11 protein-coding genes are annotated in these 12,622 nt (G+C 58.8%); 4 read left to right on the top strand and 7 right to left on the bottom strand.

Annotation, left to right across the window (positions count from 1 at the left end; genetic code table 11):
- The first annotated feature begins 71 nt into the window (after positions 1–71).
- The 4 genes from yihX (at position 72) to fabY (ending at position 3,188) form a co-directional block, all read left to right on the top strand.
- Positions 72–662 carry a glucose-1-phosphatase gene (gene yihX, locus AC559G_RS11005; RefSeq protein ID WP_438597270.1) on the top strand — a complete coding sequence of 197 codons (591 nt, stop codon included), beginning with the start codon at positions 72–74 and terminating at the stop codon, positions 660–662.
- A 165-nt stretch (positions 663–827) separates the two neighbouring features.
- A complete protein-coding gene (locus AC559G_RS11000) occupies positions 828–1,721 on the top strand; it encodes a YihY/virulence factor BrkB family protein (protein WP_498912577.1) in 894 nt (297 codons plus the stop codon).
- Positions 1,718–2,155, top strand: a complete 438-nt coding sequence (dtd, locus tag AC559G_RS10995; RefSeq protein WP_095846548.1) for a D-aminoacyl-tRNA deacylase — start codon at positions 1,718–1,720, stop codon at positions 2,153–2,155. Before AC559G_RS11000 ends, dtd begins: the two co-directional genes overlap by 4 nt.
- Before the next feature lie 82 nt (positions 2,156–2,237).
- Positions 2,238–3,188 (top strand): fatty acid biosynthesis protein FabY, encoded by a 951-nt coding sequence (gene fabY / locus AC559G_RS10990; RefSeq protein WP_095846549.1) that lies wholly within the window; start codon positions 2,238–2,240, stop codon positions 3,186–3,188.
- A 15-nt stretch (positions 3,189–3,203) separates the two neighbouring features.
- Here fabY and AC559G_RS10985 read toward each other — a convergent pair whose 3' ends face one another.
- The 7 genes from AC559G_RS10985 to gmk all read right to left on the bottom strand — a co-directional run bounded on the left by AC559G_RS10985 (position 3,204) and on the right by gmk (position 12,427).
- The gene (locus tag AC559G_RS10985) at positions 3,204–4,865 is read right to left on the bottom strand and encodes an AsmA family protein (protein ID WP_498912576.1); all 1,662 of its coding nucleotides are present in this window, start codon (positions 4,863–4,865) and stop codon (positions 3,204–3,206) included.
- A gap of 198 nt (positions 4,866–5,063) precedes the next feature.
- Complete coding sequence (locus tag AC559G_RS10980) at positions 5,064–6,458, bottom strand: nucleobase:cation symporter-2 family protein (RefSeq protein WP_498912575.1); 1,395 nt, start codon at positions 6,456–6,458, stop codon at positions 5,064–5,066.
- A 106-nt stretch (positions 6,459–6,564) separates the two neighbouring features.
- A complete protein-coding gene (gene recG, locus AC559G_RS10975) occupies positions 6,565–8,646 on the bottom strand; it encodes an ATP-dependent DNA helicase RecG (RefSeq protein ID WP_498912589.1) in 2,082 nt (693 codons plus the stop codon).
- A complete protein-coding gene (gene trmH, locus AC559G_RS10970; protein WP_498912574.1) occupies positions 8,643–9,341 on the bottom strand; it encodes a tRNA (guanosine(18)-2'-O)-methyltransferase TrmH in 699 nt (232 codons plus the stop codon). The genes recG and trmH overlap by 4 nt, the downstream gene beginning before the upstream one ends.
- Positions 9,342–9,346: 5 nt before the next feature.
- A complete protein-coding gene (spoT, locus tag AC559G_RS10965) occupies positions 9,347–11,452 on the bottom strand; it encodes a bifunctional GTP diphosphokinase/guanosine-3',5'-bis pyrophosphate 3'-pyrophosphohydrolase (RefSeq protein ID WP_279024645.1) in 2,106 nt (701 codons plus the stop codon).
- Positions 11,453–11,473: 21 nt separating this feature from the next.
- The gene (rpoZ, locus tag AC559G_RS10960) at positions 11,474–11,749 is read right to left on the bottom strand and encodes a DNA-directed RNA polymerase subunit omega (RefSeq protein WP_095846553.1); all 276 of its coding nucleotides are present in this window, start codon (positions 11,747–11,749) and stop codon (positions 11,474–11,476) included.
- Positions 11,750–11,803: 54 nt separating this feature from the next.
- Positions 11,804–12,427, bottom strand: a complete 624-nt coding sequence (gmk, locus tag AC559G_RS10955; protein ID WP_438599672.1) for a guanylate kinase — start codon at positions 12,425–12,427, stop codon at positions 11,804–11,806.
- Positions 12,428–12,622 lie beyond the last annotated feature (195 nt).

The raw sequence follows: 12,622 nt of genomic DNA, 5'->3' as shown, positions 1-12,622 counted from the left end.
TATCCCCTTCCCTGTTCAGCCCTGCCTTTTCCCGCTACAGTGAGCTTTCCCCGACCGATCAGGAGAGGACGATGCTGTATATCTTTGATTTAGGTAATGTGATTGTCGATATCGATTTCAAACGTGTACTGGGTGTCTGGAGCCGTTTAAGCGGCACGCCGCTGGCGGCGGTGGCCGAGCGTTTCGCCATGGGCGAGCTGTTCGAACAGCATGAACGCGGCGAAGTCAGCGACGAGGCGTTTGCCGCCGGGATGAGCCATCAGATGGGGATCGCCCTGAGCTTTGAACAGTTTGCCGCGGGTTGGCAGGCGGTGTTTGTTGCGCTGCGCCCGGAAGTGATCGCCATTATGCAGCGCCTGCGCGACGAAGGGCACCGGGTGGTGGTATTGTCCAATACCAACCGCTTGCACACCCATTTCTGGCCGCAGCAGTATCCGGAAATCGCCGCGACGGCGCACCGCGTTTACCTGTCGCAGGAGCTGGGGATGCGTAAACCGGAAGCGCGTATCTACCAGCATGTGCTGGCGCAGGAAAACGTTACGCCGGATCAGGCGGTATTCTTCGATGATAACCCCGACAATATTGCGGCGGCGCAGGCGTTGGGGATCCATACCGTTTTGGTGACCGATAATACCGTCGTGCCGGCCTATTTTGCCCAATAACCTATGGCGCGTTAAGCTTAAGGCATATCCTTTTCATGCTTCCTGTTGCGGCGGCGGTTTCTTTTTTACCCCTTGGTTAGCCAAGCGAATACCCCGAGGGGGTAGCCGGTTGCCGTGCTGCTCCTTGAAGCCAGATTGGGGGGGATCGGTCATCAAGGAGTGAATATGTGGTTTTTTCGCCGTAAGACGCTGCCGTCGTCAATCAAACCAGGGGTGACTTTCGGGCGCCTGTTGTATCAACGTATCGACAGCGATGGCCTGACTATGTTGGCCGGCCATTTGGCGTACGTCTCATTGCTGTCGCTGGTGCCGCTGGTCACCGTGGTCTTTGCGCTGTTCGCCGTATTTCCGATGTTTTCGGATATCAGCGTGCAGTTGAAAAGCTTTATTTTTTCCAATTTTATGCCGGCGGCCGGCAATGTCATCCAACGCTATCTGGAGCAGTTCGTTGCCAACTCAAGCAAAATGACCGCCGTCGGTACCTGCGGCTTGATCGTGACCGCGCTGTTGCTGATCTCATCGGTTGATAGCGTGCTGAATACCATCTGGCGCAGCAAAGACAAGCGGCCCATTGTGGTTTCCTTCGCCGTCTATTGGATGGTGCTGACGCTGGGGCCGCTGCTGGTGGGCGCCAGCATGGCCATCAGCTCTTATCTGCTTTCGTTGAACTGGTTGGCGCAGAGCGGCGTGAATAGCCTGGTGGATCAGGTGCTGCGTATTTTCCCCCTGTTGCTGTCGTGGGGCTCTTTCTGGTTGCTGTACAGCATTGTGCCCACGGTGCGGGTGCCGCCTAAAGATGCGCTGGTCGGCGCTTTGGTGGCCGGGGTGCTGTTTGAACTGGGCAAGAAATGCTTTGCGCTGTATGTCACCATGTTCCCGTCATACCAGTTGATCTACGGCGTGCTGGCGGTGATCCCCATTTTATTCCTCTGGGTCTACTGGAGCTGGTGTATCGTGTTACTCGGCGCGGAGATCACCGTGACCATGGGCGAATACCGCCGGTACCGCCAACAGAAAGCAGAGCAACATGAGGATGGGGAGCAGGAAGGGCAGTTATGATTGCGTTAATTCAGCGGGTGTTGAACGCCAGCGTTACGGTAGAAGGGCAAACCATCGGTAAAATTGGCCCCGGTTTGTTAGTGTTATTGGGGGTGGAAGCGGGCGATAGCGAGCAAAAAGCCGCGCGCCTGTGCGAGCGCGTGCTGGGCTATCGCATTTTCGGCGATGAAAATGACAAAATGAACCTCAATGTGCAACAGGCCGGCGGTAGTGTTTTAGTGGTGTCGCAGTTTACGCTGGTCGCCGATACCCAAAAGGGTATGAGGCCGAGCTTTTCACGCGGCGCGGCGCCGAACGAGGCCGATCGGCTGTATCGCTATTTTGTCGGGCAGTGCCGTGAGCGCGGCGTGGAAACCGCGACCGGGCAGTTTGCGGCGGATATGAAAGTGGCGTTGGTGAATGACGGCCCGGTCACTTTCTGGCTACAGGTTTAGGCTGAGCGCGTGAGCATCCGCTAGCGTTATTCACGGCGATGAATGGCACCATGTTAACCAGGCATTCGGAGAAAAGGCGTCCATGTACCACCTACGCGTACCCGTTACAGAACAAGAGCTGCAGGATTATTACCGGTTTCGCTGGGAGATGCTGCGCAAGCCGCTCCATCAGCCGATGGGATCGGAAAAGGACGCCTATGATGCCATGGCCCATCATCAGATGGTGGTGGATGAGAGCGGCAAAATCGTTGCCGTCGGCAGGCTGTATATCAATGCCGATAACGAAGCGGCAATCCGTTTTATGGCGGTTGATCCGGCGGTGCAGGACAAGGGCCTGGGCACGCTGGTGGCCATGACGCTGGAATCCGTTGCACGCCAGGAAGGGGTTAAGCGCGTAGTGTGCAGCGCGCGCGAGGATGCGGTGCCGTTCTTTGCCAAGCTGGGTTTTGAAAGCCAGGGGGAAATTACCGTCCCGCAGACCTCGTCAATCCGCCATTTCCTGATGATTAAGCCGGTGGTGCCGTTGGATGACATCCTGCACCGCCCGGATTGGTGCTGGCAACTGCAGCAGGCGTGGTATGAGCATATTCCGCTGAGTGAAAAGATGGGGGTGCGCATCAGCCAATACACCGGCCAGCGCTTTGTCACCACCATGCCGGAAACCGGCAACCAGAACCCGCACCATACGCTGTTTGCCGGCAGCCTGTTTTCGCTGGCGACGCTCACCGCCTGGGGGTTGATCTGGCTGCTGCTGCGCGAGCGCCACCTGGGCGGCACCATTATTCTGGCCGATGCCCACATCCGCTATAGCTCGCCGATCACCGGCCGCCCGCGGGCCGTGGCGGATTTGGGCTCGTTGAGCGGCGATCTGGCGCGCCTGGCGCGTGGCCGCCGGGCGCGGGTGCATGCCGAAGTGAGCCTGTTTGGCGACGAAGATAAAGGCGCGGTGTTTGAAGGCACCTACATGGTGTTGCCAGCGGTGCCGGATGTGCCGCTGGAGCAGGGCGGCTCGGAGGCCGCGAAAGAGCCATAACCCGGCCAGCCGGGGTTATGGCTGCTGCTGGTTCACCGCCTGCCCGTCTTTGCCGGTGGCCTGCAGGTTGCCATGTACCGAATCCTTGAACGGCCCGTCGCTGTTCAATAACCCCTTCAACTGCAGATTTAGGTTGCCGTCGCCCTCCAGTGGGACACGCTGCCACCCCCATTGTTGCAAAGTATTAAGCGGCACCGAGCGGCCATTGAGGGTTAACGTAAACGGCTTGCCCGGCAGTTGGCCGATCGTCGCTTTGGCATCCAGCAGGCCGTTTGGCATAAAAGCACTGAGTTCGCTCACGCTAATATTCTGGTCGTCGGCGGTCAACGCCAGGGATGGGCGCCGTACGTCAACCTTGTTAAAGGTGGCGTCGCTGCCGTTCAGGGTGAACGAGCCGGACCAAATCCCCCAGTGGCCATCGCGCGCCAGCAGCAAATTGTTGCCGTAGCCATCCAACGCGGTGATCTGGAACGGGAAATCCGGGTTGATATCGATAAGCAGGTTACGGTTGGTGCTCAGCTTGCTGACGTACACCTCCTGCAGCCAGCCTGGCAGCGGCGCCAGCCACAGTTCGCGCCAGTTGATGGGCAGGGTATATTCCAGTGCGGCGATCGCCACCTCGTCCAGTTGCAGGCGATGAGTGCTGCGCAACCAGTTGCCCGATGTGCGCAGCAGGCCGCCTTCCCAGCGGGTGGTGAACTGCTGGATAGCAATGCCGGCCGGTGAAAGTTGCATGTTCATGATCGGATCGATCAGGTGAATGCGGCCGTTGATCAGATCGCTGGCATTGAAGTTCAGCGAGCCGTCTTCACTGTGCCAGTCACCCTGTGAGAAAGTGACGTTCTGCAGCGACAGATCCAGATCGTTGAACGCCCAGGCGTTGCCTTCCAGGCGCGCGTCGATCAGATCAAAGCGTTTGATCGCCACCGGCGGCAGGGCAGTAAAGCGCTGCCAGAACTGTGCCAGCGTCAGTGGCGTTTGCAGGCGCACGTTGCTCAGCCGCAGGCGCTCAACCTGCCAACTGCCGTCGGCGGCGCGGGTAGCCATGCCGGTTAGATCGCCCTGGGCCAGATCGGCGCCGAAGTCATTCAGGAACAGCTGATTTTGTTTGAGCTCGCCCTGCACCAGCACCTGCGAGGCCGGGATACCGTTGAGCGTCATGGTGCCGGCGCTGAACTGGAACTGGTTGTTTTCACCAAGAATATGGCCGGGCTTGGGCTGCCACGGTGTGATGCCGGCATTGACCTTCTGCGCGCTGAGCTGCCAGGTGGCGTCGTTGGACTGGAGCGCCATGTTGCTCAACTGCAACACATCGGCTTGCACCGGCAGCGCCGCCGCCTGTGATTGCACGTTGAGCGTGCCGTCACGCAGCGTCACGCTGTGAAAATAACGCGGTGCGGTAATCTGGCGCAGGCTCAGGCCAAGATCGATCTGTTCCGCCACCAGCAGTTGCGCCTGGCCGGTTTTCGCCAGCGTCACGCCTTCAAGGCTGATTTGCCCCGGCTGGCTCCAGCTATGGGTTATTTTGGCGAGCGACAGGCGATATTCGCTGTTTTCGCTGATCCAGCCGCTGAGCCGGGCTGCGGCCCAACGGGTTTGGCCGACGGTGTACAGCAGCACTATGGCCAGCACCATCAACAGCAGCAAGGTCAGCAACAGTTTCCCGATAAATTTCATCGCCCACATCCGCGTGATTAAAAAAGATACCCTGTTTATGCCGCAATTGGGCGGTTATCTCAAGGGCAATGGTTTGATCGGAAATAAAAAAACGGCGCAGGCGGCCGTTTTTGCAGGTTGGTAAAGCCGCCGGTCATTGCGCGCTCCCGGGCTTACCATCCCAGGAATTTGCCGGCGGCTATTTTTAGCCTGGCTGGATTATTCTTTTTCCGGTGGGAACAGTAAATTCAGCACGATCGCGGTGATACCGCCGGCGGCAATACCGGAAGAAAGCAAGGTTTTCAGCCAGTCCGGGGCAAACTGCAAAATCAGCGGCTGTTGGGAAACCCCTATTCCGACGGCCAGCGACAGCGCCATGATCATGATCGCGCGGCGGTTGAGCTTTTCACGCGAAACAATGCGCACGCCCGAGGCGGCGATGGTGCCGAACATCACGATGGTCGCGCCGCCGAGCACTGGCTCCGGGATATGCTGCACAAAGCCAGCCACCGCCGGGAACAGGCCGAGCACAATTAACATCAGCGCCACCACAAAACCGACGTAACGGCTGGCGACCCCGGTCAACTGGATCACGCCATTGTTCTGGCCGAAGCAGGAGTTGGGGAAGGTATTGAATACGGCGGACAGCATTGAATTCAGGCCGTTGGCCAGCACCCCGCCTTTCAGGCGCTTCATGTACAGCGGGCCAGTGACCGGTTGTTCCGACACGTCCGAGGTGGCGGTGATATCGCCGATGGTTTCCAGCGAGGTGACCATAAAGATCAGCATGAGCGGCAGCAGCAGGTTCCAGTCAAACCCCAGGCCGTAGTAAAGCGGGGTGGGGATGGTAATCGGCGCACTGTTGGCCACCGGTTGGCTTTCCGGTAGCATATCCAACGCCCAGGCCAACAGGTAGCCCACGGCCATGGCGATCACCAGCGAAGCCACGCGCAGGTAGGGGTTGCGCTGGCGGTTGAGCAGGATAATCACCAGCAGCACGGCGCCGGCCAGTAACAGGTTTTTGGGGGCGCCGAAGCTGTGATCGTTCATCGCGGCGTAGCCGCCGCCAACGGAGGTCAGGCCAACCTGAATCAGCGACAGGCCGATGATCATCACCACAATGCCGGAAACCAGCGGCGTAATGATGCGGCGCGCCAGGTGCAGTACCCGTGAGAGCACGATCTCGGTGCAGGAGGCCACCATCAGCGTGCCGAACAGCGCCGCCATCATGGTTGGCACATCCGCGCCGCCGTTTTTCAGCGCCAGGCCGCCCATGATCAGCGGCGACACGAAGTTAAAGCTGGTGCCCTGAATGGAAAGCAGGCCGGAACCCACCGGCCCCCAGGTTTTGATCTGCAGAATAGAAGCCAACCCGGAAGCAAAGAGCGACATGCTGATAATATGCTGTGTATCCTGTGCCGGCAGGCCGAGCGCCTGGCAAATCAGCAGGGCTGGCGTAATCACGGCGACAAACATCGCCAGCAGGTGCTGGCCGGCGGCAAACAGCGTTTGCGGCAGCGGCGGCCGGTCTTCCAGGCGGTAAATCAGTTCACTTTTGCGGGGCTGGGCTGTTGTGGCTGCGGCCACATCTGATTCGGCAGATTGCATCGTCATGGTGTTGTGCTTTCCAGAAAATGGAAAAGAGGGCATTTTAATCCGCCGCCGCGCAAAAGCAAACGGTTGCGTGCAAAGGACCGCATTTCCTGGGGTTTTTTATCGATCAGGCGTTTGAATAGCGGGCTTTTTCAGGCAGCCAGCGCTCGATCAGCGCCCTGGCGTGTTCGGGGTAATGCTGGTGGATATGGCGTGCCACGCGCTGCACTTCCGGGATCAACGCCTGATCGCGCAGCAAATCGGCCACCTTGAATTCAGCGCTGCCGGTCTGGCGGGTGCCGAGCAGTTCGCCGGGGCCGCGAATTTCCAGATCGCGTTGGGCGATGATAAAGCCATCGTTGCTGTCGCGCAGCACCTGCAGGCGCTTCTGCGCTGTTTTGCTCAGCGGGGTTTTGTACAGCAACACGCAGTGGGATGCCACCGCGCCACGGCCAACGCGGCCGCGCAACTGGTGCAACTGCGCCAGCCCCAGCCGCTCCGGGTTTTCAATAATCATCAGGCTGGCGTTCGGCACGTCGACGCCCACTTCGATCACCGTGGTGGCCACCAGCAACTGCAGTTCGCCCTGCTTGAATGCCTGCATCACCGCCTGTTTTTCCTGCGGCTTCATGCGCCCGTGCACCAGCGCCACGTTAAGTTCCGGCAGGGCGGCCTTCAGTTCTTCCCAGGTGGCTTCCGCCGCCTGGGCCTCAAGCAGTTCGGATTCTTCTATCAGGGTGCAGACCCAGTAGGCCTGCCGGCTTTCCTCCAGGCAGGCGCTGCGCACCCGCTGGATAATGTCGGCGCGCCGCGTATCGGGGATAGCGACGGTGGTTACCGGCGTACGGCCCGGCGGCAGCTCGTCGATCACCGAGGTGTCCAGATCGGCATAGGCGGTCATGGCCAGCGTGCGTGGGATGGGCGTGGCGGTCATGATCAACTGGTGGGCATGGTAGCCTTGCTCTTCGCCTTTCTCCCACAGAGCAAGGCGCTGGTGCACGCCAAAGCGGTGCTGTTCATCGATAATCACCAATGCCAGCCCGTTAAACTGCACCTGCTCCTGGAAGATGGCATGGGTGCCGACAACCATCGAGACTTCGCCGCTGGCGATGGCTTCCTGTTGCGCAATACGCGCTTTGCCTTTTTGCTTGCCGGCCAGCCACCCCACCTTGATTCCCAGCGGTTCGAACCATTGGCGGAAGTTATTGGCATGCTGTTCGGCCAACAGCTCGGTGGGCGCCATTAGCGCCACCTGTTTGCCGTGGGCGATGGCGCGTAGCGCCGCCAACGCGGCGACCAACGTTTTACCGGAGCCGACGTCGCCCTGCACCAGGCGCATCATCGGAAACGGGTTTTGCATATCGGCTTCGATTTCGGCAACCACCCGTTGCTGCGCCCCGGTGGGCGAGAACGGCAACTGGGCCAGGAAGCGCGTTTTTAAGCGATCGTCCGGCAGCAGCGGCTGCGCCTGGTAGCGCTGTGCGCCGGCGCGCACCGCCAGCATGCTCAGGTTGTGCGCCAGCAGCTCTTCCAGAATCAGGCGCCGTTGCGCCGGGTGTTTACCCTGTTCCAGATCAGCCAGTTGGATATCCGGCGGCGGGCGGTGCAGGGTATGCAGCGCCTGCGGCAGGCTTATCAGGCCGGCGCTCAGTTCCGGCGGCAGCAGTTCAGCGATCGGGCAGGTATCAAGCAGCGCCAGCGCTTGGTCGGTCAGTTTGCGCAAGGTGGCCTGGCGCACGCCTTCGGTGGTTGGGTAAACCGGCGTTAGTGATTCCTGCAGCTCAGCGTCGCTGTGATCCCCCTGAATGCGGTATTCCGGGTGGATGATTTCGGCACCGTGGTTGCCGCGTTTGATTTCACCGTAGGCGGTAACGCGCCGACCGGCCGCCAGGCTGTTTTTCATCGCCGCGTTGAAATTGAAAAAGCGCATGGTAAGAATGCCGGTGCCGTCGCTGATTTGGCAGGTCAGCATGCGGCGGCGGCCAAAGCTGATGTCGCTGCGCAGCACTTCACCTTCAACGGTGGCGAAAATACCGGGCAGCAGATCGTTGATGGGGTATAAGCGGGTACGGTCTTCGTAGCGCAACGGCAGGTGCAACAGCAGATCCTGGATGGTTTCCAGCCCGATTTTAGCCAGTTTGCCTGCCTGGCTGGCTCCAACCCCGGAAAGCGAGGTGAGTGGAACGGCGTCTAGCAGGCGGCCTTTCATCTGCGCACCGCCGTTGCCTGCATGGTTGCCCACCATGCCTCGTCGGCAACCACCTGGCCCTGTTCGTCAATGTGCGGGCGCGGCAGCCCTTTGCGTTTGGCCACGTTGGCCAGCACCGGATAACCGCCTTCAAACAGCAGGCGCTGCTGCTCTTCCTTATCCAGCATACAGTGATCGCGCCGATACATGCCGGCGTTCTGCCGCTGGCGCTGCGCTTCGTAGAGGATCAGGGCCGCGGCGACGGAAACGTTAAGCGATTGCACCATACCGATCATCGGAATAATGATATCGCGATCGGCCAGGGCTAAGGCTTCTGGCGTGATGCCGGTTTTTTCTTGCCCCAGCAGGATGCAGGTTGGCCGGGTGTAGTCGATATCCCGGAAGTCCACGGCACGCGGGGAGAGGTGAGTGGCCAGGATTTGCATGCCCTGGCCTTTCAGGTGCGCAACGGCATCACTGATCGACGGGTGTGTTTTGACACTGACCCAGCTGTTGCTGCCCGCAGCGGAGGACACCATGGTACGCATCCGCGCGGCTGGCCACACGGCATGCACCTGCGGCACGCCGACGGCGTCGGCGGTGCGGATAATGGCGGCGACGTTATGCGGTTTGTGCACCTGTTCCATGCAGACGGATAAATCCGGCTGCCGGGTCGATAGCATTTCACAAATCCGCGCATAGCGTTCAGGACTCATAAGCGCTAGTTTCGGTTACGGTTGACTTTAATCACATCCGGCATAATACGGATTTTACGCATAATGTTTGCCAAATGGACGCGATCGCGGGTGGTCAAGCGGATAAACACGCTGTATACCCGGCCGTCTTTCTCTTCGGTATTCAGGCTTTGAATATTGGATTCGGCCGCATTGATGGCCGCCGTCAGGTTGGCCAGCGCACCCTGATGGTTGAGCATATCCACTTTGATTTCGGCAATGAATTCCTGCTCGGTTTGCTTATCCCATTCGACCGCCATGAACTTTTCCGGTTCCTTTTGGTAACCGCGGATATTGCGGCAGGATTCATGGTGGATAACCAGCCCTTTCCCGGGGCTGACGTGGGCGATGATCGGATCGCCGGGAATCGGCCGGCAGCATTTGGCGAAGGTGATCAGCACGCCGTCTGCGCCTTTGATCGCCAGGTTGCGCACGCCGGAAGCCGCACCCAGGCTGGACTGTTCGCCCTGCAGGTTTTTCGCCACCACCACGCTCATGGCATTGCCCAGGCCAATTTCCGCCAGCAGATCGTCAAAGCTTGCCAGCTTCATGCGATCCAGCTCGTGCTGGATATTGGCCGGCGGGATTTCCGCCAGCTTGCGGCTGCCGCCCAGCGCGTGGCTCAAGAGACGGCGGCCAAGGCCCACCGAATCGTCGCGCTTGAGGTTTTTCAACATCTGGCGGATTTTGGCGCGCGCTTTCGAGCTGACGACAAAGTTCAGCCAGGCGGCGTTGGGCCGCGCGCCGGGCGCGGTGATAATTTCCACTGCTTGCCCGCTGCTTAGCGCCTGCGAAAGAGGGTAAGGCTGGCGGTCTACGCGCGCGCCCACACAGGCGTGGCCGATGTCGGTGTGCACCGCGTAGGCAAAATCGACCGGCGTTGCGCCCGCCGGCAGTTCGACGATGCGCCCTTCCGGCGTGAAGACGTAAATCTCATCCGGGAACAGATCGGATTTTACGCTCTCAATAAATTCAAACGAGCTGCCGGCGCTTTGCTGCAGCTCCAGCAGGCTTTGCATCCAGCGCTGGGCACGGATTTGCGCGGTGGTGCCGGTTTCGCCCTGTTCTTTATACGCCCAGTGCGCGGCAACCCCCATTTCGGCCATCTGATCCATGTCTTCGGTACGGATCTGAATCTCGACTGGCACGCCGTGTGGCCCAATCAGCGAAGTGTGCAGCGACTGGTAGCCGTTCGCCTTGGGGATGGCGATATAGTCTTTAACCCGGCCCGGGCGCGGTTTGTACAGGCTGTGTGCCTGGCCCAGCACGCGGTAGCAGGTATCCACGTCTTTGACGATCACCCGGAAGGCATAAATATCCATAATCGAATGGAAACGCTGCTCTTTCAGGTGCATCTTGCAATAAATGGAATAGAGGTGCTTTTCCCGCCCGCTGACGCGGCAGGGGATACCCGCTTCGGTCAGGCGCCCTTCGATCTCAGAAAGAATCTTCTGGATCATTTCCTTACGGTTGCCGCGCGCGGCTTTCACCACTTCTTTAATGACGCGGTAGCGGTTTGGATAAAGGGCTTCAAAACCCAGCTCTTCCAGCTCGGTTTTCAGGTGATGGATGCCCAGGCGGTGGGCCAACGGGCTATAGATTTCCAGGGTTTCACGCGCGATACGGCGCCGTTTATCGGGCCGCAGCGAACCGAGGGTGCGCATGTTATGCGTACGGTCGGCCAGTTTGATGAGCACCACGCGGATGTCTTGCACCATCGCCATGATCATCTTGCGGAAGTTTTCCGCCTGCGCTTCTTTCTTATCCTGGAATTTCAGCTTGTCGAGCTTGGAGACGCCTTCAACCAGTTCGGCGACGCTTTTGCCAAACAGCTGTTCCATGTCCTGATAGGTGGCCGGCGTGTCTTCAATGACATCGTGCAACAGCGCGGCCATCAGCGTCTCATGATCAAGACGCATCTCCGCCAGAATGCATGCCACCGCGACGGGGTGGGTGATGTAGGGCTCACCGCTGGAACGTGTCTGGCCCTCGTGAGCATCACGTGCAACGAGGTATGCCTGTTTGAGGCGCTTAATCTGGTCCTCAGGCAGGTAACGTTGAATCAGCAGATTCAGGCTTTCAAACAGGTACAAAGCAGACTCGCAGTCTAAATATTAACGACGGCCTTCAGCAATGGCAGTTACCGCTTGGATCTCTGCGGCTTCTTGCTCTTGCTGTTCCTGGCGCTCACGGACATCAAGGATCTGATTGTTGATCAGGCCTTCTTCGATTTCGCGCAGGGCGATAACGGTGTACTTGTCATTCTCTTCAGGAACCAGCGCTTCTTTGCCGCCGACCTGGATTTGACGTGCCCGACGAGCAGCGACCAACACCAGGTCAAAACGGTTACCAATTTTCTCTACAGCGTCTTGAACAGTTACGCGTGCCATATTTGTGCTACTCCACAGGTGACGAAAAGACTGGGCATGATACTGAAACTGCCGTCAGTCTGCCAATAGTTTGCTGATTAAAGCGTCATGCCGCAGTGCCTGCCGGCTTAAACGCAAGCGTTCGGCGCGAATGATGGTTTTCAGATCCGACAAGGCCAGATCGAAATCATCATTGACGATGAGGTAATCGTATTCCGCATAGTGGGTCATTTCGGCAACGGCCTGCGCCATGCGTTTTGCGATCACGTCTTCGGAATCTTGCCCGCGCCCACGCAGGCGGCGGCCAAGCTCTTCCTTTGAAGGCGGCAGAATAAAGATGCTGCGCGCCCGCGGCATTTTGGCGCGAATTTGCTGCGCGCCCTGCCAGTCAATATCCAGAAACACATCCACGCCGGTTGACAGCACCTGTTCAATGGCGGCGCGCGACGTGCCGTAATAGTTGCCGAACACTTCGGCGTGCTCAAGAAACGCATCCTGCGCGATCATTTGCTGGAATTCGTCTTTTGAAACGAAAAAGTAATGTTCGCCGTCGTTTTCACCCGGGCGCCTGGCGCGCGTGGTGTGAGAGATAGACACCTGCGTGTCGTACAACGGTTGCGTTTTTAACAAAGCCTGAATCAGGCTTGATTTCCCTGCGCCGCTGGGAGCAGAGACAATATAAAGCGTGCCTTGAGCCATGATGATGTTCGTTGATAGCGGTTGATGTGCCAATGACAGCGGATGCTTATTTTCTCCGCACAGTATACACGGCTAAAGCGCCTGATGCAGCGCTACCTCGCATTTTGCTTGCTGCTTTGTGCAAAAAAATAGGCGCAAAAACCCATTTTGCGCAGATTATCGCGAAATATCCGATGGTTTTTGTAAGCCACCAGC

The sequence above is a fragment of the Gibbsiella greigii genome (assembly GCF_039540155.1).
In the GTDB taxonomy this organism is placed as follows: domain Bacteria; phylum Pseudomonadota; class Gammaproteobacteria; order Enterobacterales; family Enterobacteriaceae; genus Gibbsiella; species Gibbsiella quercinecans.
This window is presented reverse-complemented; position numbering and strand designations above follow the sequence as displayed.

Excerpts from the sequence above, each read along its gene's own strand:
- trmH (WP_498912574.1), bottom strand. The coding sequence starts at position 9,341 with ATGAGTCCTGAACGCTATGCGCGGATTTGTGAAATGCTATCGACCCGG.
- fabY (WP_095846549.1), top strand. The coding sequence starts at position 2,238 with ATGTACCACCTACGCGTACCCGTTACAGAACAAGAGCTGCAGGATTAT.
- dtd (WP_095846548.1), top strand. The coding sequence starts at position 1,718 with ATGATTGCGTTAATTCAGCGGGTGTTGAACGCCAGCGTTACGGTAGAA.
- AC559G_RS10985 (WP_498912576.1), bottom strand. The coding sequence starts at position 4,865 with ATGAAATTTATCGGGAAACTGTTGCTGACCTTGCTGCTGTTGATGGTG.
- AC559G_RS10980 (WP_498912575.1), bottom strand. The coding sequence starts at position 6,458 with ATGACGATGCAATCTGCCGAATCAGATGTGGCCGCAGCCACAACAGCC.
- recG (WP_498912589.1), bottom strand. The coding sequence starts at position 8,646 with ATGAAAGGCCGCCTGCTAGACGCCGTTCCACTCACCTCGCTTTCCGGG.
- AC559G_RS11000 (WP_498912577.1), top strand. The coding sequence starts at position 828 with ATGTGGTTTTTTCGCCGTAAGACGCTGCCGTCGTCAATCAAACCAGGG.
- rpoZ (WP_095846553.1), bottom strand. The coding sequence starts at position 11,749 with ATGGCACGCGTAACTGTTCAAGACGCTGTAGAGAAAATTGGTAACCGT.
- gmk (WP_438599672.1), bottom strand. The coding sequence starts at position 12,427 with ATGGCTCAAGGCACGCTTTATATTGTCTCTGCTCCCAGCGGCGCAGGG.
- yihX (WP_438597270.1), top strand. The coding sequence starts at position 72 with ATGCTGTATATCTTTGATTTAGGTAATGTGATTGTCGATATCGATTTC.